The 24,891-nt window shown below is 76.8% G+C and carries 19 protein-coding genes; 2 read left to right on the top strand and 17 right to left on the bottom strand.

Features of this window, described 5'->3' with window-relative positions; translation table 11 throughout:
* Positions 1-613: 613 nt before the first annotated feature.
* The 15 genes from Q0848_RS02205 to Q0848_RS02135 all read right to left on the bottom strand — a co-directional run bounded on the left by Q0848_RS02205 (position 614) and on the right by Q0848_RS02135 (position 18,819).
* Positions 614-1,972, bottom strand: a complete 1,359-nt coding sequence (locus tag Q0848_RS02205; RefSeq protein ID WP_299034173.1) for a pitrilysin family protein — start codon at positions 1,970-1,972, stop codon at positions 614-616.
* Positions 1,972-4,215: a polyribonucleotide nucleotidyltransferase gene (locus Q0848_RS02200; protein WP_299034170.1), complete on the bottom strand. Its 2,244-nt coding sequence runs from the start codon at positions 4,213-4,215 to the stop codon at positions 1,972-1,974. The genes Q0848_RS02205 and Q0848_RS02200 overlap by 1 nt, the downstream gene beginning before the upstream one ends.
* A 331-nt stretch (positions 4,216-4,546) precedes the next feature.
* Positions 4,547-4,816, bottom strand: coding sequence for a 30S ribosomal protein S15 (rpsO, locus tag Q0848_RS02195; RefSeq protein WP_299034167.1), 270 nt, complete (start codon positions 4,814-4,816; stop codon positions 4,547-4,549).
* A 151-nt stretch (positions 4,817-4,967) separates the two neighbouring features.
* A complete protein-coding gene (locus Q0848_RS02190; RefSeq protein ID WP_299034165.1) occupies positions 4,968-6,392 on the bottom strand; it encodes a M14 family metallocarboxypeptidase in 1,425 nt (474 codons plus the stop codon).
* Between the two features lie 134 nt (positions 6,393-6,526).
* The gene (locus Q0848_RS02185; RefSeq protein ID WP_299034162.1) at positions 6,527-7,504 is read right to left on the bottom strand and encodes a bifunctional riboflavin kinase/FAD synthetase; all 978 of its coding nucleotides are present in this window, start codon (positions 7,502-7,504) and stop codon (positions 6,527-6,529) included.
* Positions 7,505-7,627: 123 nt separating this feature from the next.
* Positions 7,628-9,103, bottom strand: coding sequence for a sugar porter family MFS transporter (locus Q0848_RS02180; RefSeq protein WP_299034159.1), 1,476 nt, complete (start codon positions 9,101-9,103; stop codon positions 7,628-7,630).
* Positions 9,104-9,194: 91 nt separating this feature from the next.
* Positions 9,195-10,358 (bottom strand): hypothetical protein, encoded by a 1,164-nt coding sequence (locus tag Q0848_RS02175; protein ID WP_299034156.1) that lies wholly within the window; start codon positions 10,356-10,358, stop codon positions 9,195-9,197.
* Positions 10,355-11,281: a tRNA pseudouridine(55) synthase TruB gene (truB, locus tag Q0848_RS02170; protein ID WP_299034154.1), complete on the bottom strand. Its 927-nt coding sequence runs from the start codon at positions 11,279-11,281 to the stop codon at positions 10,355-10,357. The genes Q0848_RS02175 and truB overlap by 4 nt, the downstream gene beginning before the upstream one ends.
* Positions 11,282-11,333: 52 nt before the next feature.
* Positions 11,334-11,879 carry a 30S ribosome-binding factor RbfA gene (rbfA, locus tag Q0848_RS02165; RefSeq protein WP_299034152.1) on the bottom strand — a complete coding sequence of 182 codons (546 nt, stop codon included), beginning with the start codon at positions 11,877-11,879 and terminating at the stop codon, positions 11,334-11,336.
* Positions 11,880-11,995: 116 nt separating this feature from the next.
* Complete coding sequence (locus Q0848_RS02160; RefSeq protein WP_299034149.1) at positions 11,996-12,292, bottom strand: DUF503 domain-containing protein; 297 nt, start codon at positions 12,290-12,292, stop codon at positions 11,996-11,998.
* Positions 12,293-12,382: 90 nt separating this feature from the next.
* Entirely contained in the window at positions 12,383-15,493 is a 3,111-nt protein-coding gene (gene infB, locus Q0848_RS02155; protein WP_299034146.1) for a translation initiation factor IF-2, read from the bottom strand.
* A 375-nt stretch (positions 15,494-15,868) separates the two neighbouring features.
* Complete coding sequence (locus tag Q0848_RS02150) at positions 15,869-16,264, bottom strand: YlxR family protein (RefSeq protein ID WP_299034143.1); 396 nt, start codon at positions 16,262-16,264, stop codon at positions 15,869-15,871.
* The gene (gene nusA, locus Q0848_RS02145) at positions 16,261-17,475 is read right to left on the bottom strand and encodes a transcription termination factor NusA (RefSeq protein ID WP_299034138.1); all 1,215 of its coding nucleotides are present in this window, start codon (positions 17,473-17,475) and stop codon (positions 16,261-16,263) included. The genes Q0848_RS02150 and nusA overlap by 4 nt, the downstream gene beginning before the upstream one ends.
* Positions 17,475-18,050, bottom strand: coding sequence for a ribosome maturation factor RimP (gene rimP / locus Q0848_RS02140; protein WP_299034135.1), 576 nt, complete (start codon positions 18,048-18,050; stop codon positions 17,475-17,477). Before rimP ends, nusA begins: the two co-directional genes overlap by 1 nt.
* Before the next feature lie 112 nt (positions 18,051-18,162).
* Positions 18,163-18,819 (bottom strand): GNAT family N-acetyltransferase, encoded by a 657-nt coding sequence (locus tag Q0848_RS02135; protein ID WP_299034132.1) that lies wholly within the window; start codon positions 18,817-18,819, stop codon positions 18,163-18,165.
* 146 nt (positions 18,820-18,965) lie between these two features.
* Between Q0848_RS02135 and Q0848_RS02130 the strand changes: the two genes are divergently transcribed.
* Entirely contained in the window at positions 18,966-20,036 is a 1,071-nt protein-coding gene (locus Q0848_RS02130) for a DUF4439 domain-containing protein (RefSeq protein ID WP_299034129.1), read from the top strand.
* A gap of 42 nt (positions 20,037-20,078) precedes the next feature.
* Here the strand turns inward: Q0848_RS02130 and Q0848_RS02125 are convergent, their stop codons facing one another.
* Together Q0848_RS02125 and Q0848_RS02120 are read right to left on the bottom strand one after the other, a co-directional pair.
* Positions 20,079-20,873, bottom strand: a complete 795-nt coding sequence (locus tag Q0848_RS02125) for a TSUP family transporter (RefSeq protein ID WP_366146376.1) — start codon at positions 20,871-20,873, stop codon at positions 20,079-20,081.
* A gap of 65 nt (positions 20,874-20,938) precedes the next feature.
* Positions 20,939-22,786 carry a proline--tRNA ligase gene (locus tag Q0848_RS02120; protein WP_299034124.1) on the bottom strand — a complete coding sequence of 616 codons (1,848 nt, stop codon included), beginning with the start codon at positions 22,784-22,786 and terminating at the stop codon, positions 20,939-20,941.
* A 239-nt stretch (positions 22,787-23,025) separates the two neighbouring features.
* Here Q0848_RS02120 and Q0848_RS02115 point away from each other — a divergent pair, with 239 nt between their 5' ends.
* Positions 23,026-24,702 (top strand): hypothetical protein, encoded by a 1,677-nt coding sequence (locus Q0848_RS02115; RefSeq protein WP_299034121.1) that lies wholly within the window; start codon positions 23,026-23,028, stop codon positions 24,700-24,702.
* Positions 24,703-24,891 lie beyond the last annotated feature (189 nt).

The following is a 24,891-nucleotide window of genomic DNA, read 5'->3' as shown; positions in this document are numbered from 1 at the left end:
GTGCGCGCACGCCGACGACGCACCGGGGGACGCGCCCGCGGCGGGTCGACGGCGCAGCGCACCACCGGGCCACCGCGTGCTGCCTCCCCTCCGGACTGTCACCGTCGGTCCCGGAGTTCCACCGGGTCGGCCGCGGGGCGCAGCGCACCTGGGAGGTGCGGACGTCCCCGCGGTTCGCGGACTGTCACCGCCGGTTCGGAATCTCACCGACCCCGGGAGCACGCGCTGGACGGGGCGCTGGCCACGTCGAGCACCCCCATGGTGCCACTGCGGGGCGCACCCGCGCACCGAGGCTCCCTCCGACGGCGCAGGCGGCGGCGGGCCATGGGCGCGGCGCCCGCCGACGACGTGCCCCACGAGCGTCTGTCCCCACGGCGATCTGCCGGCAGAGCGCCCGTCCGACGCCTCCCCGACGGCGAACTGCCGACAGAGTGCGGGAAGAGGCGCCCCAAGACGGCGAACTGCCGACAGAGTGCGAGAAGGGGCGCCCCAGGACGGCGAACTGCCGACAGAGTGCGGGAAGAGGCACCCCAAGACGGCGAACTGCCGACAGAGTGCGGGAAGAGGCACCCCAAGACGGCGAACTGCCGACAGGGTGCGGGGAGGGAGCGGCTCAGGGGGCGACGGGCACCGGGTCGTCCTCGAAGGGGCCGACGACGACCAGCGAGCGCGGCGCGTCGTGCAGCTCCTGCGCGAGCGCGACGACGTCGTCGGCGGTCACCGCCGCGATGCGGGCGAGGGCCTCGTCGACGCCGGTGTGCTGGCCGTGGACCAGCTCGGCGCGGCTGAGGCGCGTCATGCGGGCGCCGGAGTCCTCCATGCCGAGCACGAGGCCGCCGGACAGCTGCCCGCGGCCCCGGCGGATCTCGTCCTCGCCGAGCCCGTCGCGGGCCAGCAGGGCCCACTGCTCGGCGAGCAGCTCGACGACCTGGGGCACGCGCTGGGGCGTGCACCCGGCGTAGAGCCCGAAGAGGCCGTCGTCGGCGTACCCGGCGTCGAAGGCGTACGTGGAGTAGGCGAGGCCGCGCTTCTCCCGGATCTCCTGGAACAGCCGAGAGCTCATGCCTCCGCCCAGCACGGCGGTCAGCACGCCGAGGACCCAGCGGCGCTCGTCGGTGGCGGTCAGGCCCGGTCCGCCCAGCAGGACGTGGGCCTGCTCGGTGTCGCGCTCCACCGTCAGCACACCGCCGGGGCGGCGCGTGCTGGGCACCGGCTCCCCCACCGTCCTCGTCCGCCGCGGCAGCGGCGGCGCGCCGTCCCCGACGGGCCAGCCCGCCTCGGCCAGGGCGCCGCTCACGAGGTCGCAGACGGCGTCGTGCTCGAGCCCGCCGGCGGCCGTGACCACGAGGCCCTCGGGCACGTAGTGGCGGCGGTAGTGCGCCTCGATCGCCTCGCGGGTCGCGGCCTCGATGTCGGCGGGCGTCCCGCCGATCGGGCGGCCCAGCGGGGTGTCGCCGTGCACGAGCTCGGAGAAGCGCTCGTGCGCGACGTCGTCGTCGTCGTCCTCGGCGGCCGCCAGCTCCTCGAGGATGACCCCGCGCTCGCTGTCGACGTCCTCGGGCCGCAGGACGGCGGAGGTGACCATGTCGCAGACCACGTCCACCGCGACGGGCAGGTCGGCGTCCAGCACGCGCGCGTAGTAGGAGGTCGACTCCTTGCCGGTGGCGGCGTTCGCGTCGCCGCCGACCTCGTCGAGGGCGACGGCGATGTCCATCGCCGAGCGCCGGCGCGTGCCCTTGAAGAGCAGGTGCTCGAGGAAGTGCGTCGAGCCGCGCTGGTCGTCGGCCTCGTCGCGGCTGCCGACGCCCACCCACGCGCCGAGCGTGGCCGAGCGCATGCCCGGCACCTGCTCGGTGAGCACCCGGACGCCGCCGGGCAGGCGGGTGCGGCGCACGCGCCCACCCGCCTGCCCGGCGGCGTCGCGCTCGAGCCACCCCGTGGGGCCCTCGAGCGAGGTCAGGTCGACCGGCATCAGATGTTGGCGGCCTCCGCCTGCTGGCCCTGGGCGTCGCCCGAGCCGTCGGCACCCTCGGCCAGGACCGGCTCGAGGGAGAGCTTGCCGCGCGGGTCGATCTCGGCGATCTGGACCTGGACCTTCTGGCCGATGCCGAGGACGTCGTCGACGGAGTCGATCCGCTTGCCGCCCACCATCTTCCGGATCTGGGAGATGTGCAGCAGGCCGTCCTTGCCCGGCGAGAGGCTGATGAAGGCGCCGAACGTCGTCGTCTTGACGACGGTGCCGACGAAGCGCTCGCCGACCTCCGGCATCTGCGGGTTGGCGATGGCGTTGATCATCGTCCGCGCCGCCTCGGCGGACGGGCCGTCCGTCGCGCCGATGTAGACCGTGCCGTCGTCCTCGATGGAGATGTCGGCGCCGGTCTCGTCCTGGATCTGGTTGATCATCTTGCCCTTCGGCCCGATGACCTCGCCGATCTTGTCGACCGGCACCTGGACGGCGATGACGCGCGGCGCGTGCGGGCTCATCTCGTCGGGCGCGTCGATGGCCTCGGCCATGACGTCGAGGATGTGCAGGCGCGCGTCGCGAGCCTGCGTCAGGGCGCCGGCCAGGACCGAGGCGGGGATGCCGTCGAGCTTGGTGTCGAGCTGGATCGCCGTGACGAACTCCTTCGTGCCGGCGACCTTGAAGTCCATGTCCCCGAAGGCGTCCTCGGCACCGAGGATGTCGGTGAGCGCCGCGTAGCGGGTCTCGCCGTCCACCGTGTCGGTGATCAGGCCCATGGCGATGCCGGCCACCGGGGCGCGCAGCGGCACACCGGCGTTCAGCAGGGACAGGGTCGAGGCGCAGACCGAGCCCATGGAGGTCGACCCGTTGGAGCCCAGCGCCTCGGAGACCTGGCGGATCGCGTAGGGGAACTCCTCGCGGCTGGGCAGCACGGGCATGAGCGCCCGCTCCGCCAGCGCGCCGTGGCCGATCTCGCGGCGCTTGGGCGAGCCCACGCGGCCGGTCTCGCCGGTGGAGTACGGCGGGAAGTTGTAGTTGTGCATGTAGCGCTTGCGCGTCTCCGGGCCGAGCGAGTCGATCTGCTGCTCGAGGCGGAGCATGTTCAGCGTCGTGACGCCGAGGATCTGGGTCTCGCCGCGCTCGAACAGCGCCGAGCCGTGGACGCGCGGCAGGACCTCGACCTCGGCGCCCAGCGTGCGGATGTCGGCCGGGCCGCGGCCGTCGATGCGCACGCCGTCGCGCAGGACGCGCTGGCGCACGAGCTGCTTGGTCAGCGAGCGGAAGGCCGCCGAGACCTCCTTCTCGCGGCCGGCGAAGGCGTCGGCCAGGTCGCCGCGGACGGCGTCCTTGACCTCGTCGATCGCGGCCTCGCGCTCCTGCTTGCCCGCGATGGTCAGGGCCTGGGTGAGGCGCTCGGCCCCGGCCTGCTCCACCGCCGCGTAGGCGTCGTCCTGGTAGTCGAGGAAGCGCGGGAACTCCTGCGTCTCCTTGGCGGCGGCGTCGGCCACCTGCTGCTGCGCGGCGCAGAGCTGCGCGATGAAGGGCTTGGCGGCGTCGAGGCCCGCGGCCACGACCTCCTCGGTCGGCTTCTGCGCGCCCTCGGAGACCAGCGCCCAGGAGCCCTCGGTGGCCTCGGCCTCGACCATCATGATCGCGACGTCGGCGTCGTCCCCGGAGCCGACGACGCGGCCGGCGACGACCATGTCGAAGACGGCGCGCTCCATCTGGCTGTGCTTGGGGAAGGCCACCCACTGGCCGTCGACCAGCGCCACGCGGACGCCGCCGATCGGGCCGGAGAAGGGCAGGCCGGACAGCTGCGTGGACAGCGACGCGGCGTTGATCGCCAGGACGTCGTAGCCGTCGTCGGGGTGCAGGGCCATCACCGTGATGACGACCTGGACCTCGTTGCGCAGGCCCGAGGTGAAGGACGGGCGCAGCGGCCGGTCGATGAGGCGGCAGGTGAGGATCGCGTCGGTGCTGGGGCGGCCCTCGCGGCGGAAGAACGACCCCGGGATGCGCCCGGCGGCGTACATGCGCTCCTCGACGTCCACCGTGAGGGGGAAGAAGTCGAGGTGGTCCTTGGGGTGCTTGCCCGCCGTCGTCGCCGACAGGAGCATCGACTCGCCGTCGAGGTAGGCGGCGACCGAGCCGGCGGCCTGCTTGGCGAGGCGGCCGGTCTCGAAGCGGATGGTGCGGGTGCCGTGGGAGCCGTTGTCGATCACGGTCTCGACGGCGGTGGGGGTGGTCTCCACGAGGAGGTCTCCGTTCGTCGGTCCGGCGCACCGGGGTCCCGGTGCGCACCGGGGCGACGACGGCCGGTGCGGGGCCAGTTCCCGATCGAGGCCCACGGGCCGGCGCGCTGCTCGCGCGCCTCCCGGGGGCCACCACCGAGGACCGGCTCTCCGGCTCGTCGGCACCCGTGGTCGCGGCGCCCGGCCTCGGGCCGGGTCGCGACGGGTCTGCGTCGTGCTGGTGCGGTCGTGCTGGTGCGTCGTGCGGGTGGTGCGGCGCCGCGGGGCCGTCGGCTCGACGGGCCGGGACGCACCGACGCCGCCCCCTCGTGGAGGGGGCGGCGTCAGGGGCTCAGCGGCGGATGCCGAGGCGACCGATGAGGTCGCGGTAGCGGTTGACGTCGCTCTTGGCGACGTACTTCAGGAGCCGGCGGCGCTGGCCGACCAGCAGCAGCAGCCCGCGGCGGCTGTGGTGGTCGTGCTTGTGCTCCTTGAGGTGCTCGGTCAGGTCCGTGATGCGCTTGGTGAGCATCGCGATCTGCACCTCGGGCGAGCCGGTGTCGCCCTCGTGCGTCGCGTACTCGGTCATGATCTGCTGCTTCGTGGCGGCGTCGAGGGGCACTGCTCTCCTTGGGGTTCGTTGCGCGGTGCTCCGGGGCTGGTCCACCCGGGCTCTCTGGCTCCGCGGCCGGTCGTACGGCTCGCCCAGACTAGCAGCGGGGCCCCCGCCGGCATGCCCGGCGCCGCGGCCGCCCGCCGTCGGCCCCCGGTCCTCAGCCGCAGGCGACGGGCGCGGCCGGCACGAGCGCGTAGGTGGCCCGCTCGTCGAGCAGCAGCGGGATGACGCCGCGGGCGGGCTGGCCCATCGGCACCTCGACGGAGCCGTCGGCCTCCCCCGTGGGCGTCGTCGCGACGTCGTGCAGCGCCAGGGTCTGCGCGACCGCCTCGTGCTGCTCGGCCGTCAGCACGTACGCGCACGGCGGCTCGAGCAGCAGCCGGTCGGCTGCGGGCGGCTCGTTGTCGGCCCCGCCGAGGGCGATCCGGCCTTCGCCCGCCGCCCCGAGGCGGGTGGCCTCGCGCTCGGCCGCGTCGGTCTCGCGGCGCAGCTCGCCTCCGCGGGTGCGGAGCATGTCGAGCGAGCCCCGCAGCGCGAGCACGTTCGTCTCGACGCGCCGGTTCGCGTTCACCCGCGGGTCGGCCTGCTCGTCGGGCGCCAGCGCCCGCACCTGCGACTCGGTGAGCTGGCCGACCGTGTGCTTGAGCCCGACGGCGTTGCGCATGATCCGCTCGTCCCCGTCGCCGGCGACCTGGGCGATCGGCTCCCCGCCGGGGCCGTTCCAGATGCCGTAGACGCCGGTGCTCCAGCCGCCCGCCTCCACCACCGGGTCGACGAAGTCCTCCGCCAGCTCGACGGCGCGGGCGCGCAGGCCCTCGTCGACGTTGAGGTTGCGGGGCCACAGGCGGATGAGGTCGCGGTCGTAGACGTCGGCCCGGCCGCCGTACTCGTGCACGTCGACGACGAGCTCGGGGTCGTAGTCGCGCACGAGGGCGGCGACGGTCTGCGCCTCGAGCGTCTCGAGCGCCAGGTGGTCGCGGTTGACGTCCACCCCGTCGGCGTTGGCGCGGGTGTTCGCCGCCCGCCCGTCCGGGTTGACCGTGGGGACGACGAGGACGGTCGCCCGGGAGAGCAGGCCGCGGGTCCGGGCGCTGTCGTCGAGGGCGAGGTCGCGCACCACCTGCAGGCACCCCTCGCGGGCGGCGGGCTCGTTGCCGTGCTGCAGGCAGGTGATGAGGATGCTCGGGCGCAGGGCCACCTCGCGCGGCGACAGCTGCCGGGAGCCGACCTGCACGAGCTGCAGCGGGCGGCCCGCGGCCGTCGTGGCGAGCGTGCGCAGGCCCACGCGGTCGCTGGCGGCGTCGACGGCCGCGAGGAAGTCCTGCTCCTCCTCCAGGCTCGTCCAGGCGGCGCCGCCGGACTCCTCGAAGGCCGTGCGCGGGGCGTCGGCCGGCAGCACGGGGTCGCCGGCGGCGGTCGCCGCCGGGTCGGGCGCGGGTGCGGCCGCCGAGCCTGCGGCTCCCGGCGCGCCCGTCAGGGCCAGCGCGGCGGCCAGGCCGACGGCGACCATGCTCCGGCGGGCGGCGGGACGCGCGGCGGCGGCCGGTCGGACGGTGACGCGGGCGGGGTGGCGACGGCGCACGGACGGCTCCAGGCGTGGGAGCCCTGCCGTCGGGCGGACGCGCAGGACCGGGAGGACGAAGCGGACATGCACACCAGACCAGCCGCTCCCGCGGCGGTCAAGGGCTGCGCACCGATCCCGGTCCCGCGGTCCGCTCAGCGGGAGGCGTCCAGGACGTCGCCGGCCGTGGCCACGTCGCGCGCCATCTGCGCGCAGAGGGCCTCGACGCCGTCGAAGCGCAGCGTCTCGCGGAGCCTCTCGACGAGCTCGACGCGCACGCGGGTCCCGTAGAGGTCCAGCGGCGCCCCGGGCGGCACGTCGAGCACGAAGGACTCCACGCGGCGCTCGAGGCCGTCGAAGGTCGGGTTGGTGCCGATCGAGACGGCCGCCGGGCGTCGCTCCCCCGCGCGCACGCCGCTGCCGGGCGCGCCGTCCGCGAGCGCGGTGAGCCACCCGGCGTAGACCCCGTCCGCGGGGACCAGGCCCTGCGCCTCGGGCGACAGGTTGGCGGTGGGGTAGCCCAGCTCTCGGCCGCGGTGGTCGCCGTGCACGACCTCGCCGACGACGCGGTGCGGCCGGCCGAGCAGCTCCGCCGCGCCGACGGCGTCGCCCGCGGCCAGGAGCTCGCGCACCCACGACGAGGACCAGCGGCGGCCGGCCGAGCGGGCGTCGTCCAGGACGACGACCTCCAGGCCCAGGTCGGGGGCCATGGCCCGCAGGACGCCGAGGTCACCGCTGTTGCCCGCTCCGAAGCGGACGTCGTGGCCCACGACGTGCACCCGCATGCCCAGATCGCGGACGAGGTCCTCCGCCACCCACTCGCGGGGCGTGCGCGCCGCCAGCGCGGGGGTGAAGGGCAGGACCACGACGCCGTCCAGGCCCGTGCCCGCCAGCAGCTCCAGCCGCTCCTCCAGGCCGGTGAGCAGCCCGGGCGCCCGGTCGGGGTGCAAGACGTGGAGGGGGTGGGGGTCGAAGGTGACGGCCAGCGAGCGCAGCCCGCGCTCGCCGGCGACGCGGACCACCTCGTCGAGCAGGACCCGGTGGCCGCGGTGGACGCCGTCGAAGTTCCCGACGGCGACGACGGAGCCCTGCGGTGCCACGGGCACCTCGTCCGCTCCGAACCAGCGCTCCACGGCGGGGCCGCCCCTCTCGGTCCGGGCCGGTCCCGGTCGGGCCCACTGTGCCAGGAGGACCGGGCGGCGACCGCCCCGGCCCCGCACCGCTGCCGCCGGACGCCGGCGGCAGCGGTGCGCGGGTCAGGCGCCCTTCCCGGCCCTCGCGGCCGGCTGGGCGTCCGTGCCCATGTCCTCGAGCTCGACGCCGTTCGTCTCCTGCACCTTGGTCTTGACGAAGACGAAGGAGAGCGCCGCGAAGATCGTGTAGATGAGGTAGGTCGCCCACAGGGAGACGTCCTGGGAGAGCACCGGGAAGGTCACCGTGACGATGAAGTTGGCCACCCACTGGGCCGCCGCGGCGACGGCGAGGGCGGCGGCGCGGATCCGGTTGGGGAACATCTCGCCGAGCAGGACCCAGACGACCGGGCCCCACGAGGCGCCGAAGGCGATGACGAAGAGGTTGGCGCCGACGAGGGCGACCGTGCCCCAGCCGGCCGGGAGGGAGACGTCGTCGGAGCCGGGGACGGCCACGCCCTGGGTGAAGGCGGCCGTCACGGCCCCCAGGCCGAGCACCATGCCCGCCGAGCCCGCCATGAGCAGCTTGCGCCGGCCCACCTTGTCGACGAAGGCGACGGCGATGAAGGTCACCAGGACGTTGAGCACGGCGGTGGCGACCGAGATGGTGAAGGAGTCCGACTCGTCGAAGCCGACGGACTGCCACAGCGTCGTCGAGTAGTAGAAGATCACGTTGATCCCGACGAACTGCTGCAGCACCGAGAGCGTGATGCCGGTCCAGACGATCGGCTGGAGGCCGAGCTTCGGCCCGCGCAGGTCCTTCATGGACGGCTCGTCCTCGCGCTGGAGGCTCTTCTTGACCGCGGCGACCAGCTTCTCCGGGTTGCGGGCGTGCAGGGAGTCGCGCAGGACGTGGATGGCCTTCTGCGTCTGCCCCTTGGCCACGAGGTAGCGGGGCGACTCCGGGATGAGCAGGGCCAGGATGCCGAACACGACCGCCGGGACGGCCTCGGCCAGGAGCATCCAGCGCCAGGTGTCGAGGCCCGCGAAGGTGCCGGACGCGCCGCCGTCCGCCGCGCCCGCGAAGAAGGCGCTGGAGAGCAGGGCGGCGAAGATGCCGAGCGTGATGGCGAGCTGCTGGAACGAGGCGAGCCGACCGCGGATCTTGCTGGGCGAGATCTCCGCGATGTAGGCGGGCGCGATGACGGAGGCGATGCCGATGGCGAAGCCGCCGACCACGCGCCAGAAGGTCAGGTCCCAGGGGGTGAAGGCGAAGCCCGAGCCCAGCGCCGAGGCCAGGAAGAGGACCGACGCCACGAGCATGACCCGCGTGCGGCCGATGCGGTCGGCCATCGACCCGGCGAACCACGCGCCGACCGCGGACCCCAGCAGGGCGATCGCGACGACGAAGCCGATGACGAAGGAGGTCAGCTCGTACTGCCCCTGGATCGCCGAGACCGCCCCGTTGATGACCGAGGAGTCGAAGCCGAACAGGAAGCCGCCGACCGCCGCCGCCAGGGCCAGGGCCACCGCCTTGCGGTTGCTGTCCCGCTGGGCCGGTGGCGCCGTCCCGCCGCCGCCGTCCTCGTCGCTGCTGCTCATGCCGGGCTCCCGTCGCTGCGCGCGCGACCCGCGAGGTGCGGCGCCGCCGGACCGTTGTACGCCCCGTCGGGGCCCCGCGCCACCAGCACGATCACCCGGCGCGGCGCGGCGGGCTCCCGTCGGACGCGGGTGCGGCTCCGCTGCCGGCGCCTCGCCGGGGGCGGCGGGCGACGAGCAGGTCGCGGTGGACGGCCTGGTCGACGCGGTGGGCGAGCTCGCCGTCCTCCCCCGCCGGGAGCACCTCGAGGCCGTTCGCCTCCAGCAGCGCGCGGAGCTCGGCGCGCGGGAGCACGTGGGTGTTCCAGGCGATGCCCAGCGCCCCGCCGCGGCGCAGGAGGGGCACCCACACGGGCAGCGCCCGCTCCAGCAGCTCGCGCGGGCTGCGCGCGAGGCCGCCCCCGGCCCGGCTGCTGCCGTGCTGGACGCCGTAGGGCGCGTCGGTGACCAGGAGGTCGAAGGAGCCCGCGGCGAGGACCGGGCCGACCGCTGCGGTGTCGGCGCCCAGGAGCTCGAGGGTCTGCACGTCACCGGCCCGAGCCGCCTCCTTGGTCGGCGAGAGGCTCACCCGCAGACGGGTCCCCAGCGTCCTCCCCGCCACGCGCAGGCGCTCGGCCTGCACGGAGTGCTTGAGGCGCTTGGTGCGCAGCCACCGCGTGAGGAAGGCCCGATGGGCGTCCACCTCGCCGGCGTCGACCTCGACCCCCGTCACGTCCATGTCGGCCAGGAGCCCCAGGCTCAGGGTGGTGCCTCGCCCCGCCAGCGGGTCCAGCAGCCGCAGGCGGCGCGCCGGGACGCGCCCGGGGGCGCCCACCGGCGCCTCGAGGGCGGCCGTCGTGAGGTTGAGCAGCAGACGCGTGACGTGCTCGTTCGTCTTGCCGACGTACTTCGGGATGGTGACGAGGTCGTCGTCGTAGCGGTCCCGGGCGGGCAGGCGCACGGGCACCAGCGCCTCGTCCTCCCCCGGCCGCCCGCGGCGCTCGAACAGCGCGTGCGCCGTCGAGAGGGCGGCGACGGCGCGCAGGTCGTCGCCCTCGAGGGGCCCCTCGCTGGTGAGGCCGACGTAGGCGACGCCCGCGAGCTCCAGCACCGCGACGTCGCGCAGGCGCCCGCCGAGGGGGCCGCGCCCCACGGCGGCGACCTCGGCCGCCAGCAGGCGCGGCGCGGCGCCCGCGAAGGCGCGGTTGGCCACCGGGGTCACGAGGACGGCGTAGGACCTGGCCGTGGGCGTCGTCGGACCGCTCGCGGGGGCGCTCACGCCGGCTGCAGGACGAGGGAGGGCCGCGTGGCGCCGCGCTCGTCGTGGACGAGGGCCACGAGGGCGCCGTCGGGCGCGAAGGCCGCGACGGGAGCCTCCCGGGTGCCGGCGGCGCCGTCGGCGGGGGCGACCGACCGGCCGTGCCGCAGGTCGAGGGCCTCGGCCTCGGTCAGCTCGCGCACCGGGAACGCGGCGCGCGCGGCGTCGGCCAGGGGCAGCACGGCGAAGGCCTCCTCGAGCTGCTCCAGCGTGCGGGCGCCCTCGAGCGCGTAGGGCCCGACGCGCGTGCGCCGCAGGGCTACCAGGTGGCCGCCGACCTCCAGCGCGGCGCCGAGGTCGCGCGCGAGGGCGCGCACGTAGGTGCCGGAGCTGACGACGACGCGCACGTCGACGTCGACGACGGGGACGCCCGAGGCTCCGGTGGCGGCCCGGGGCTCGCCGAGCTCGAAGACGTCGACCTGCACGGGTCGGGCCCGCAGCGCCACCTCCTCGCCGCCGCGCACGAGCGCGTAGGCCCGGCGTCCGTCGACCTTGATGGCGCTCACCGAGCTGGGCACCTGCTCGATGCTGCCGGTCAGCGGCAGGGCGGCGGCCTCCAGCGCGGCGCGGTCGAGGCGCGGAGCCCCGGCGGCGGTCGTGGTCTCGCCCTCGGCGTCGTCCGTCGTCGTGGACTCCCCGAGGCGCACGGTCGCGAGGTACTCCTTGTCCGCGCGCACGAGGTGCGTCAGCAGCTTCGTCGTCCGCCCGACCCCCAGCACCAGGACGCCCGTCGCCATCGGGTCCAGCGTGCCGGCGTGCCCGACGCGCCGGGTGCCCGCGAGCCGCCGGGTGCGGGCGACGACGTCGTGGCTCGTCCAGCCCGCCGGCTTGTCGACCACGACGAGGCCGCCCGCGGGCGCGGGGCCCGCCTCACGGCGGCTCATGCGGAGCCCCCCGGCGCCGGCTCCCCCGGCGACGCGCCCGCCGGCGGACGGCTCACCGGCGGCGGTCCCGGACGTCCGGGTCCAGCACGTCCGCCCCGGGGCGGGCGTCCGGGTCGTGCGCGACGTCCTCGACCTCGTCGTCCTCGAGGTCGTCCTCGTCGTCCTCGTCGTCGAGGGCCACCGGGTCGTGGCGGTAGGGGTCGGCCTCGCCGGCGGGCTGCGCGGAGGCCGCCAGCGCGGCCACCGCCTCGTCCTGCTCGCGGGCCGCGCGCAGGAGGTCCTCGATGGCCTGGGCGTTCTCGGGCACGGCGTCCTCGACGAACTCCAGCGTCGGGGTGAGCCGCACCCCGGTGCGCCGGCCGACCTCGGCGCGCAGCACGCCGCGGGCGCTGGCCAGCGCGTTGGCGGTCTCGCGCTTCTCCGCCGAGTCGCCGAAGACCGTGTAGAAGACGGTCGCGTGCTGGAGGTCCCCGGTCACGCGCGCCGCGGTGATCGTGGTGAAGCCCAGGCGCGGGTCCTTGATGCGGCGCTCCAGCGTCTCGGCCACCACCACCTTGATGCGGTCGGCGAGCTTGCGGGCCCTCGCGGGGTCGGCCATCGGTCCTCCTCGGCTGGTGCGGGCCCCTGTGGTGCGGCCCGGTCGTGCGGGTCCGGTCGTGCGTGGTCCGGGGCGGTGCGGCTCACCCGCCCGTGCAGGTCACTCGTCGGTGCCGTTCACTCGTCGGTGTCGGAGCGCAGCAGCTCGTGCGCGGAGAGCAGCTGCACCTCGGGGCGGTCGGCCACCAGCCGCTCGCAGCGGGCGAGCACCTCGCGGCACCGGTCGGCCGTCGCCGCGACGACGGCGACCGAGACCTCGGCCCGGCGGTGCAGGTCGAGGGAGCCGGTCTCGGCCACCGCGACCTCCAGGCGGCGCAGGTCCGCCAGCAGCGGGCGCACGACGGACCGCTTGCCCTTGAGGGAGCCGACCTCGGGCGGCAGCAGGAGGTCGCACACCAGGGCGCCGACGAACACGCGTCCTCCTCCTCTCCCCCGTGCGGGGGCCGCACGCGCCCGACGGGCGCCCCCGCAGTGCGGGGGCGCCCGTCAGGAGTGCCGTGCGCCTCAGGCGCGCGGCTTCTCGCGCATCTCGTAGGTCTCGATGACGTCGTCCGGCTTGATGTCGTTGAACGTCCCGAGCCCGATGCCGCACTCGTAGCCCTCGCGGACCTCGGTGGCGTCGTCCTTGAAGCGGCGCAGCGAGGAGAGCGTGAGGTCGTTCCCGACCACGACGCCGTCGCGGAGCAGACGCGCCTTCGAGTTGCGGCGGATGAGGCCGGTCCGGACCAGGCAGCCGGCGATGTTGCCGAACTTGGAGGACCGGAAGACCTCGCGCACCTCGGCGGTGCCGAGCTGGGCCTCCTCGAACTCGGGCTTGAGCATGCCCTTGAGCGACGCCTCGACCTCGTCGATCACCGCGTAGATGACCGAGTAGAACCGCAGGTCCACGCCCTCGCGCTCGGCCAGCTCGGCGACCCGCGGGGCGGGGCGCACGTTGTAGCCGATGATGATCGCGTTGTCGACCGTGGCGAGGTTGACGTCGTTCTGGGTGATGGCGCCCACGCCGCGGTGGATGATCCGCAGCGCGACCTCCTCGCCGACGTCGATCTTGAGCAGCGCCTCCTCCAGCGCCTCGACCGAGCCGGACCCGTCGCCCTTGAGGATGAGGTTGAGGTTGTCGACCTTCCCCTCGGCCAGGGCGGCGGTGAGGTCCTCGAGGCTGATGCGCTTGCGGCGCTTGGCCAGGAGGGCGGCGCGCTCGCTCGCCTCGCGGCGCTCGGCGATCTGCCGGGCCGTGCGGTCGTCGGACGCCACGAGGAACGTGTCGCCGGCGCCCGGGACCTGGGTGAGGCCGAGCACCTGCACGGGGCGGGAGGGCCCCGCCTCGGTGACGGTGCCGCCGCGCTCGTCGAGCATGGCGCGCACGCGGCCGTGGGCGCCGCCGGCGACGATCGCGTCGCCGACCCGCAGCGTCCCCGACTGCACGAGCACCGTGGCGACGGAGCCGCGGCCCTTGTCGAGGTGGGCCTCGATGGCGACGCCGCGCGCGTCCTTGTCGGGGTTGGCGCGCAGGTCGAGCGCCGCGTCCGCGGTGAGCAGGACGGCGTCGAGCAGCCCGTCGATGTTCACGTTCTCCCGCGCGGAGACCTCGACGAACATCGTGTCGCCGCCGTACTCCTCGGCGACCAGGTTGTACTCGGTCAGCTGCTGCTTGACCTTGTCCGGGTTGGCGCCGTCCTTGTCGATCTTGTTGACGGCCACGACGATCGGCACGCCGGCCGCCTGGGCGTGGTTCAGCGCCTCGATCGTCTGGGGCATCACGCCGTCGTCGGCCGCGACCACGAGCACCACGATGTCGGTGACGTCGGCACCGCGGGCTCGCATGGCCGTGAAGGCCTCGTGACCCGGGGTGTCGATGAACGTGATGGCGCGGTCGGCGCCCTCGTGCTGGGTCAGCACCTGGTAGGCGCCGATGGCCTGCGTGATGCCACCGGCCTCGCCGGAGACGACGTCCGCGGAGCGGATGGCGTCCAGCAGGCGCGTCTTGCCGTGGTCGACGTGGCCCATGACCGTGACGACCGGCGGCCGCTGCTCCAGGACGTCGTCGCCCTCGCCCTCGAGCTCGCCCTCGAGGTCGATGTCGAAGGACGCGAAGAGCTCGCGCTCCTCCTCCTCCGGCGACACGAGGGAGATGTCGTAGCCGAGCTCGGTGCCGAGCAGCTTGAAGGTGTCCTCGTCGAGGGACTGCGTCGCCGTGGCCATCTCACCGAGGTGGAACAGCACGGTGACCAGGCTCGCCGGGTTCGCCTCGATCCGCTCCGCGAAGTCCGTCAGGGACGCGCCCTGGCGGATGCGGATGACGGTCGAGCCGTCGCCGCGGGGGACGGTGACGCCGCCGACCGACGGCGCCTGCATCGCCTCGTACTCCTGGCGCTTCGCGCGCTTGCTCTTGCGCCCGCGGACCGGACGACCGCCGCTGCGGCCGAACGCGCCGGCGGTCGCACCGCGACCGCCGCCGCCGCGGCCGCGGAAGCCGCCGCCGCCCGCACCGGGGGGACCGCCGGGGCCGCCGCCGCCGGGACGACCGCCCGCACCGGGGCGTCCGGGCGCACCCGGGCGACCGCCGCGCGCCGGGGCGCCCGGACGACCGACCGTGGAGCGGCCGGGCATCATGCCCGGGTTCGGGCGGGGGCCACCGGGGCCCGCCGCACCACCGGGACGGGGCGCCGGGCGAGGTCCGCCCGGACGGTCGCCGGCGCCGGCCGCGGCACCCGCGCCCGCACCGGCCGGACCCCCGGGACGGGGACCGCCGCCGCGGGGCATGCCCTGGCTCGTGGCGAAGGGGTTGTTGCCCGGGCGCGGGGCGCCGGGGCGGGGGCCGCCACCGGCGGCCGCGCCGCTGCGCTCGCCGCCGGGACGGTCCCCGGTCGGACGGTCGCCGGCGGGGCGCTCGCCCGCGGGACGGTCGCCGCCGGGACGGGCGGGGGCGTCGCCGCGGTCCGCGGGACCGGGGCGCGCGCCGGGCCGGGGCATGCCCTGGCTCGTCGCGAAGGGGTTGTTGCCCGGGCGCGTGGGGCCGCCGGGGCGGCCGCCGCGCTCGCCGGACGAGGGACGACCGCCGGGGGCGGGCCGCTCGCTCGAGCGGGCCGCCGGCGCCTGGGGCGCCTGCGGGGCGGGACGCGCGGGCCCGGGCCGGGCGCCGGGGCTCGGCGCGCCGCCGGGGGCGCCCTGGTCGGCACGGGCGGCCGGCGCCTGCGGGACCTGGGGGGCCGGGCTCTGGGGCGCCGGGGCCTGCGGTGCCGGGGCGGGCGCCGCGGGGACCTCGGGGGCCGGGGCGGGACGCTGCGCCTGGGGACCCGGCGTGGGCGCCGGGCCGGCGGGGCGCGGCTGCGCGGGGGCGCCGGAGCCGGCCGCGGCCGACGTCGGGGCTGCGGGGCGCGCGGGGCCCGGACGGGCCGCGCTGCTCCGGCTGCCGCCGGAGCTCGGGGGGGTGCTGGTGGAGGCGCCCGCGCCGTCAGCGGCGGGGAACGCGTCCTTCAGGCGTCGGACGACGGGAGCCTCGACGGTCGACGATGCCGACCGGACGAACTCCCCCATCTCCTGGAGCTTGGCCAGCACGACCTTGCTCTCGACGCCGAGATCCTTGGCGATCTCGTGGACCCGGGGCTTTGCCACATCTCTCCTGTCCTGGCCCGGGCCATGGCAGGCACGAGCCGATCAATGCTGGGGGGTGCTCATCGCTGGGAGCTCATCGGGTGCCCATCAGATGCCGACCCGCTCTCGATATCGACCGTCGTCCCGGGGTGGTGCCGTGGAGCGGACCCGCCCGCCCGAGGGCGTCGGCGGGAGCGGGCGTCGACCGGGAGACCGACGCACCGCAGACCATTGTGCCCCCTCCGCGCCACTGCGCGTCACCACGGGGCCCGCTCGGACCGGTCGCGGCGTCCGGACGGCGCACCGGGAGTGCTCGCCGGGGGTCGGGAGCCGCGGCTGCCACCGGGTGCGGCGCCGCCCAGGAGCGCCGTCCTCCCGGGGTGCGCCGAGCGCGGCTCAGCCCGCGTCGCCGCGCGGTGCCAGCAGCGCCTCGACGGCGCTGACGTCGACCGGCGGCGGCACCCGCAGGGCGCGCGGCAGCGCTCGTCGGCGGACGGCGAGGGCCAGGCACGCGGGGTCGGGGTGCAGCCAGGCCCCGCGCCCGCCGAGGCGCCGCCGCACGTCCGGCACCACCGCGGGCGTCGAGCCGCCGCCCTCCGGCGCGGGGAGGTCCGGCGCCGGGACCGACGGCGCCGTGCCCGGTAGAGCCGTGCCCGGAGGAGCCGAGCCCGAGGGAGCCGAGCCGGGCAGGGCCAGGCGCAGCAGCTCGTCGGCCGTCGTCGTGGCGCGGCAGCCCACGCAGGTGCGACGAGGGCGGTGCCGCTCCCCCGCGGCGCCCCCCGCGGGCCTCACCCGCGGGGGTCGCGGCGCGGCGGACCCGCGGCCCCGCCGCGAGGGCCGCCCGTGCGGGGGGCACCCGCGCGGGGTCCACCCGTCCGGGGCCCGCCGGTCCGGGGGCCGCCGTCACGCGGACCGCCGCGGCCGCCGGCCTCACCCGTGCGCGGGCCCCCCCGCAGGGGCTCGCGGCGCGGGGCGGACGGGTCGAGCGGCGGCGGCTCGGGAGCGGTGTCGCTGCGGATGTCGATGCGCCAGCCGGTGAGCCGCGCGGCGAGCCGGGCGTTCTGGCCCTCCTTGCCGATGGCGAGCGAGAGCTGGTAGTCGGGCACGACGACGCGGCAGGAGCGGGCCTCCGCGTCGACGACCTCGACGCTCGAGACGCGGGCGGGCGAGAGGGCCGCGGCGACGAAGCGGGCCGGGTCGTCGTCCCAGTCGACGATGTCGATCTTCTCCTCGCGCAGCTCGGCCATGACCGCGCGCACGCGCTGGCCCATGGGGCCGATGCACGCGCCCTTGGGGTTGAGCCCGGCGACGTCCGTGCGGACCGCGACCTTGGTGCGGTGCCCGGCCTCGCGGGCCAGGGCGACGATCTCCACCGCGCCGTCGGCGATCTCCGGCACCTCGAGCGCGAAGAGCTCCCGCACGAGGTCGGGGTGGGTGCGCGACAGCGTGATCGAGGGCCCGCGCATCCCCCGTCGCACGGACACCACGATCGCCCGGACGCGCGAGCCGTGCGGGTAGGTCTCCCCCGGCACCTGCTCCGCCGGCGGCATGACGCCCTCGACGCTCCCGAGGTCGACGTGGACCATCGAGCGGTCGCGTCCCTGCTGCACGACGCCGGAGATGACGTCGCCCTCGCGGCCCTGGAACTCCCCCAGCACGGCCGCGTCCTCGGCCTCGCGCATCCGCTGGAAGATCACCTGGCGCATCGTCGAGGCGGCCACGCGGCCGAAGTCGCTCGGCGTGTCGTCGTACTCGCGGGCCGCCGGCGGGGGCTGCGGCGGCTCGTCACCCTCGGCTGCCTCGGGCGCCGGGGGCTGCTGCTCGCGCGCCCAGACGGTGACCCGGCCGCTCTTGCGGTCGAGCTCGACGCGAGCGCGCGCCGCCCCGCCCTCCGTGCGCTGGTAGGCCAGCAGCAGCGCGCCCTCGATCGCGTCCACGAGCACGTCGAGCGGGATCTCCTTCTCGCGCTCGAGCGCTCGCAGCGCCGCCATGTCGATGTCCATCAGACCTCGTCCTCGTCCTCGTCGTGCTCGTCCGCGTCGTCGTCCTGGTCGTCCGCGTCGTCGTCCTGGTCGTCCGCGTCGTCGTCGTGGCGGCGGAACTCCACCTGCACCGCACCGCGCCCGAGCTGCTCCCAGGCGGCCTCCACGCGCGTCTCGCCCTCGAGGAGGACGACGCCGTCGTCGCCGGCCTCGACGACGCGCCCGGTGACCCGGCGCACGGTGCCGCCCTCGTCGCGGACGTCGACCGCCACGAGGCGGGTGCGGGCGCGGCGCCAGTGGCGCGGCTCGGTCAGCGGCCGGTCCACGCCGGGGCTGCCGACCTCCAGGAGGTACGGCTGCTCGCCGAACGCGCCGGCGTCGTCCAGCGCGGTGGAGACCGCGCGGGTCGCCTCGGCGGCCTGGTCGAGGGACATGGAGCCGACGGCGTCCTCCGGGAGGTCCACGGTGACCCGCACCACGCGGCGGCGCCCCGCGGGGGTCACGGTGACGGACTCCAGCACGAGACCCGCGGCGGAGACCACGGGGTCCAGGAGCTCCGTGAGCTCCGCCGGCCTGCTCGGGGCGCTGCTCGCCACGACGTCCTCCCGTGTCCAGTTGTGTCCTGCTCCGCCCGGCGCGCTGCCGGGGCGGTCGTGCGGTGGGGGCGCGCTCTCGCGCCCCGCCGGCCGGACGGCCGGGACGAGGAGACTATCCGGCGCCCGGGGCTGCCCCGTCCGGCACGACGGGGGGTCGCCGCGGTCGCCACGCGAGCAGGGCCTGCACGAGCTCCTGCGGCAGCGGCCGGTCCGCGTGGAGGCACACCGGTGACGGCGAGAGCCCCCGCGGGTCCGGGGCCCTGGCGACCTCCACCAGGCCCGAGCGCTCGAGCACCCGGCGCGACGGCGCGTTCGCCTCGACGGCGACGGCCGTCACGGGCAGGTCGGGGCGCACCCGGTGCGCCGCGGTGAGCGCGGCGACGGCGAGCTCGACGCCGTACCCGCGGCCCCAGACGGCGGGCCGGAGGCGGAAGGCGAGGTTCCAGGCGCGGTCGGTCGGCAGGGAGCACCCGCCGATGCCGACCGGCGCTCCGGCTCCCGGCCCCGCGAGCTCCCGCACCACCCACGAGCCGAGCCCGTGCCGGCGCCACCGCTCGACCTGCGTGCGCAGCTGCTCGGCCACCTCGACGGCCGCGCCGGGGCGCAGGGCCGCGTCGAGCTCCCACGTGCGCGGGTCGGTCATGACCCGCTCGTGCAGCACCCCGGCGTCCTCGGCGACCGGCGCGCGCAGGCCCAACCGAGCGGTGGTCGCGTCGTGGAGCGGGCCGTCCAGGCTCCCCGGGCTGCCGGCGCGGTCCGGGACGGGCATGCGCGCACGGTGGCACACGGCCGCCGGCGGGGCCGCGCGCCGCACCGCCGTCACCGGGGCCCCGACCCCGCCCTCGGCGGTGGCCCCCCGGGGCGGGCGCCCGCTGCCCTCCTCGGCCGGCGCGCCGGACGTGGCAGCATCGCGGCGTGCCGAGCCGACCACTCCCCGGGTCGCCGACCCGGCGGCGGGCGCTGGGGCTGCTCGCGCTCGCGGCGCTCGGCGCACCGCTCGCCGGCTGCTCCCGCCTGCCCGCCCTCGACGAGGTGCGGGTCGACCCCGACTGGCCGGGCGCGCCCGCCCCGCCCGTGCCCGACGCGGACGAGCTGGCGCGCCGGGAGGCCGCCGGCGCCGCCGGCGCGCTGCGCGCGTCCGCGGCGCTGCTCGAGCCCGATCCCGCGGCGCTCGCTCCCGCGCTCGCCCTGGTGGTGGACGTCTGCGCCGTCCACCGGGAGCAGCTGGGCGAGCCCGTGGACGCCGCCGCACCGACGGCGACCGCCACGGGTGCGCCGTCGGCCCCGGCGCCGTCCGCGGAGGCGCTGGTGGCGGAGGCGCCGTCGGCGGAGGCGCTGCTGGCCGAGCTCGTCGCCGCGGCGGGGTCGGCGCGCGCGGCCGTGCCGGGCACGTCGCCCGGCCTGGCGCGCCTGCTGACCTCCGTGGCGGCCTCGCGCGCGCTGCTGGCGGAATCGCTCGCCGCGGCCGCCGCCCTGCCGGCACCCGCCGCGCCCCCGCTCCCCGCGCCCGCGGACGGCGACGCCGTCGGCTCGGGCGAGCCCGGGGCGACCGGCGCACCCGTCCCGCGCGGTGCCGCTGCGCTGCTCGACGTCGTCGACGGGCAGCTCGCCGCCTCGCGGGCCGCCGAGGTCGCGGCGGCGGCGCTGGGGGACGACGACCGCGCGCGGGCGCTGGCGCTGCGCGACGCCCTCGTGCTGGAGGCGCAGGCCCTCGCCGGCGCGGTCGCCGGCGGGCCGACCCCGGTCCCCGCGCCGGGGTACGCGCTTCCCGGTCCGGTCACGGGTCCCGAGGACGCGGTGGGCCTCGTCGTCGTCGTGCTGGAGCGCCTCGCCGCGACCGCCCTCGAGGCCGTGCCCGCGCTCGACGGCGAGGAGCGCCTGCTCGCCGCCGACGTGCTCGCCCGCACCTCCGTCACGGCGGCCGCGTGGCGGCCGCGCCCGGCCGACGCGGCGACCCTCGCGCTGCCGGGCACCGCCGCGCCGTAGCGCACCGGGCGGGACGGGCCGTCGGCTCGCGCGCCCGTCGGGCTACGCCAGGCCGAGCACGTCGGCGGTCAGGCGCACCACGAGCGCGCTGACGACCACGAGGAAGACGACGCGCACGAACCGGCTGCCCCGGGCGACGGCGGTGCGGGCGCCCACGTAGCCGCCGGCGACGTTGGCGAGCGCCATGAGGACGCCGAGGCCCCAGACGACGTGGCCCTGCGGGACGAAGACGATCAGGGCCCCCAGGTTCGTGGCCACGTTGACGACCTTGGCCGTGGCGGTCGCGCGCAGGAACGCCAGACCCAGCACCCCGACCAGACCGAAGACGAGGAAGGTGCCGGTGCCCGGCCCCAGCAGGCCGTCGTAGGCGCCGATCGCCGCGCCCAGGAGCGCCGCCGCGGCGACCTCCCGGGCACCGGCCAGGCGCTGGGTAGTGATCTCCCCGAGCTTCGGCTTGGCCACCACGACGACGAGGACGACGACGAGCGCAACCAGCACCAGGGGCGTCAGCGCCTCCCCGGGCAGCGAGGACGCCAGCGCGGCACCGCCGGCCGCCCCGGCGAGGGCGAGCAGCGCCATCGGGACGGCGGTGCGCGCCGACGGCCGCGACTCCTCGGGGACGCGCCGCAGGTACGTGGCGGCGCTCACGCTCGTCCCGGCGATGCCCGCGAGCTTGTTGGTCGCCAGCGCCTGCACCGGCGCGATGCCCGGGACGAGCAGCAGCGCGGGGAGCTGGACCAGCCCGCCGCCGCCGACCACCGCGTCGACCCAGCCGGCGGTCGCCGCGGCGAGGACGAGCAGGAGCACCGTGCCGAGAGCGAGGTCCGCGGGGAGCAGACCCGGTCCGGCACCGGTGCTCGCCGTCCCCGCGAGGGCGCCGGCCAGCACGGGGACGACCCCGCTCAGGAGGGGCCGCCGGACGACCCGTCGGGGACGTCGCTGCCGTGCTCGCCCACGTGCTCGCCGCGCACGGCGGCCAGGACGGCGCCGGTCGTGGAGCCGCCGACGGCGACCTCGGCGACCTCGCCCGTGCGGCGGTCCTCGAGCTCGACGACGCCGTCCGCGAGCCGCTTGCCGACGCGCACGACGAAGGGCATGCCGAGCAGCTCGGCGTCCTTGAACTTCACGCCCGGGGAGACCTTCGGCCGGTCGTCGAGCAGCACGTCGAGCCCGGCGGCGACGAGGTCGCTGCTCAGCTGCTCGGCGTAGGCGACGACGTCCTCGCCCTTGCCGGCCGCGACGACGTGCACCTGCGCCGGGGCGATCGCGGCGGGCCAGACGAGGCCCTTCTCGTCGGCGCCGGCCTCGGCGACGGCGGCCAGCGCCCGGCTCACCCCGATGCCGTAGGAGCCCATGGTCACGGTGACCTGCTTGCCGTTCTGGTCCAGCACCGTGAGCCCGAGGGCCTCGGCGTACCGGCGGCCGAGGGCGAAGATGTGGCCCATCTCCATGCCGCGGGCCAGCTCCAGCGGGCCGGAGCCGTCCGGCGCCGGGTCGCCCGCGCGCACCTCGGCGGCCTCGACGACGCCGTCCGCGGTGAAGTCGCGCCCGGCGACGAGGTCGAGGACATGCCGGCCGTCGGCGTCGGCGCCGGTGACCCAGCGCGTGCCGTCGACGACGCGCGGGTCGAGCAGGTAGCGGACCGTCGAGGCGGCGCGCTCGCCGTCCTCGCCGAGGGGCGCGTTGGGGCCGAGGACGCCGGGGCCGAGGTAGCCCTTGACCACCTCGGGGTGCGCGGCGAAGTCGGCGGCCTCGAACGGCGCGACGGTCGCCGGGGCGAGCACGGCCTCCAGGCGCGTCGTGTCGACCTCGCGGTCGCCGGGCAGGCCGACGGCGAGGGGCTCGCGGCGCCCGTCCGGGTGGACGAGCACGACGAGCACGTTCTTCAGCGTGTCGGCCGCCGTCCACGGGCGGTCGTCGCGGGGGTGGGCCTGCTGCAGGTGCGCGACGAGCGTGTCGATCGTCGGCGTCCCCGGCGTGTCCTCGACGTGGCTGGCGGGGAGCCCGTCGAACGGCACGGGCCCGGGCGCCGTCGTCGTGACCGCCTCGACGTTGGCGGCGTACCCGCCCGCCGAGCGCACGAAGGTGTCCTCCCCGACCGGGGTGGGGTGCAGGAACTCCTCCGACATCGAGCCGCCCATGGCCCCCGACATGGCCTTGACCGCGACCACCTCGAGCCCGAGGCGCGCGAAGACGCGCAGGTAGGCGTCGCGGTGGAGCGCGTAGCTGCGCTCGAGGCCGGCGTCGTCGACGTCGAAGGAGTAGGCGTCCTTCATGACGAACTCGCGCCCGCGCAGGAGGCCGGCGCGCGGGCGCGCCTCGTCGCGGTACTTCGTCTGCACCTGGTAGGCGATGAGCGGCAGGTCCTTGTACGAGGAGTACAGGTCCTTCACCAGGAGCGTGAAGACCTCCTCGTGCGTCGGCGCCAGCAGGTAGTCCCCGCCCCTGCGGTCCTGGAGGCGGAAGATGCCGTCGCCGTAATCGGTCCAGCGGCCGGTGGCCTCGTAGGGCTCGCGCGGCAGCAGCGCCGGGAAGAGCACCTCCTGGCCGCCGATGCCGTCCATCTCCTCGCGGACGACGCGCTCGACGTTGCGCAGCACGCGCAGCCCGAGCGGCAGCCACGTGTAGATGCCCGGCGCGGCGCGGCGGATGTAGCCCGCCCGCACCAGGAGCTTGTGGCTCGTGACCTCCGCCTCGGCGGGGTCGTCCCGCAGCGTTCGCACGAACAGGGACGACATCCGCAGCAGCACGTCGGCGAGGCTACTGCGCCCCGGGACGCCCGGCGCCCGGCGCCCGGCCCGCGGAGGGCGCCCGCGCGCGGCGGCTCGACCGCTCCCCGTCCGGCTCCGGGCCCCGGGGTCGACGGCTGACCCGTCCGGGTGACCTCGCGCCCGGTCCGGGGGGCGCCGCGCCGGGCTGCCGATCAGGCCCTCGAGACGGAGGCCGCTCCTGGCCGCAACGACGAGCGCCAGCGACCGCGGAGGACGACGTGAGCACGACCGAGGACCACCGCCCCCCCGCCCGGGCGCGCTACGCCGCCGCCGGGCGGGGCCGCCTGCGCGCCGCCGCGGCCGTGACCGCCGTGCTCGTCGCGGTGGCCGGCCTCGTCGCGGTGGAGGGGGTCGCCCCCGGCGGCACGGCGTCGGCCGCCTCGTCCGAGGATCTCGTGGTGGACGACACGAGCCGCTCCGGGGCGGCCGCCTTCGCCTTCACGTCGGGCTGGTGGACCAGCCGCGGACCGGGTCGGGTCGGCGGCACCGACCGCACGAGCGCCTCGATCCACGACGTGGCCACGATCACCTTCGTGGGCACGGGCGTCGAGCTGCGGGGGGCGACCGGACCGGACCGCGGCCGCGCGCGGGTCCAGGTCGACGGCGGCCGGCACGACGTCGTCGACCTGTACTCCCCCACCCGCCAGGACGACCGCCCCCTCACTCGCGTCGAGGGGCTGCCGCACGGACGGCACCAGGTCACGCTGCAGCTGACGGCCGACCGGGCCCCCGCCTCCACCGGCCGGCGGGCGTCGCTCGACTCGGTCCGGGTGCTGGGCCACGCGGCGTCCGCGACGACGACGCCCCTCCCGGCCGCGCCGACCCCGTCCACCACCTTCGTCACGCGATCGGGGGCCGACCTCGTCCTCGACGGCTCGCCCTTCCGCTTCGCCGGCGCCAACGTCTACTGGCTGGGCCTCGACGACAACATCCGTGACGCCGGCGGCCGCCCCACCCAGCCGTCGCGCTGGCGCATCGACCGGGCGCTCGACGCCGCGAGGGCCTCCGGCGCCACGGTGGTCCGCTCGCACACCCTGGGCATCTCGGTCGGCTGTGCGGAGTGCTTCTCGCCCAGCCGCGGCGTGTACCGGGAGTCGGCGCTCGCGGCCGCGGACTACGCGGCGGCCGCGGCGAAGCAGCGCGGCCTGCGGCTGGTCGTGCCCCTCGTCGACCAGTGGCGCTGGTACCACGGCGGGATGGGCGAGTTCACGGCCCGCAACGGCTTCCCGTCCGTCCCCGACCGCTCGCGGACGGCGGCGAACGACCCGGAGCAGCGCGCCGCCGAGTCCCACTTCTACAGCGACCCGGCCACCCGCGCCGACTTCCGGGAGTACGTCGCCCGCCTGCTGGAGCACGTCAACCCGCACACGGGCCTGCGGTGGAAGGACGACCCCGTCTTCCTCGCCTGGGAGACGGGCAACGAGCTGTGGACCGCCCCGACCTCCTGGACGGGTGATCTCGCCCGGTACCTCAAGGTCGACCTCGGGGTGCGGCAGCTGGTCGCCGACGGGTCGGCTGCGGACGGCATGACGGTCGCCCGCGCGGCGCTGGACTCGCCGCACGTGGACGTCGTCGGCGGGCACTTCTACCCCGTCGACGTCGCCTGGGCGGTCCGGGACGCCCGCACCGCGAGAGCGCACGGCAAGGCCTACGTGGTCGGCGAGTTCGACTGGACCGACGCGTCGGCGACGCGCTCGCTCCTGGCCGCGGCGGAGCAGGAGGGGATGGCGGGAACCCTCTACTGGTCGCTCATCCCGTACGCGGAGGACGGCGTCCCCGTCCCGCACGACGACGGCTTCGCCATGTACTGGCCCGCGACGACGACGGCGATGGCCGCCGTCCAGGAGGTGCTGACCTCGCACGCGGCGCGGATGGCCGCCCTCTGCCGGGCCTGACCCTGCATCGCCCGGCGTCACCCGGAGGGAGGACCAGACCGGGGCGGCAGCGGCCCCGAAGAGACCGGGCGGGCTCCCGCCGTCCGTACCATGTGCGGTCGAGCCGACGGCGCCTCGACCCACGCGCCCACGCCACCTGGAGGCCCGCTCCGTGAGCCCGACCGCCGCGCCACCCGCGACCGGGCCGCA

The sequence above is a fragment of the uncultured Pseudokineococcus sp. genome, from assembly GCF_947495735.1.
Lineage (GTDB): Bacteria > Actinomycetota > Actinomycetes > Actinomycetales > Quadrisphaeraceae > Pseudokineococcus.
This window is presented reverse-complemented; position numbering and strand designations above follow the sequence as displayed.

Excerpts from the sequence above, each read along its gene's own strand:
- Q0848_RS02205 (WP_299034173.1), bottom strand. The coding sequence starts at position 1,972 with ATGCCGGTCGACCTGACCTCGCTCGAGGGCCCCACGGGGTGGCTCGAG.
- Q0848_RS02180 (WP_299034159.1), bottom strand. The coding sequence starts at position 9,103 with ATGAGCAGCAGCGACGAGGACGGCGGCGGCGGGACGGCGCCACCGGCC.
- truB (WP_299034154.1), bottom strand. The coding sequence starts at position 11,281 with ATGAGCCGCCGTGAGGCGGGCCCCGCGCCCGCGGGCGGCCTCGTCGTG.
- rbfA (WP_299034152.1), bottom strand. The coding sequence starts at position 11,879 with ATGGCCGACCCCGCGAGGGCCCGCAAGCTCGCCGACCGCATCAAGGTG.
- nusA (WP_299034138.1), bottom strand. The coding sequence starts at position 17,475 with ATGGACATCGACATGGCGGCGCTGCGAGCGCTCGAGCGCGAGAAGGAG.
- Q0848_RS02135 (WP_299034132.1), bottom strand. The coding sequence starts at position 18,819 with ATGCCCGTCCCGGACCGCGCCGGCAGCCCGGGGAGCCTGGACGGCCCG.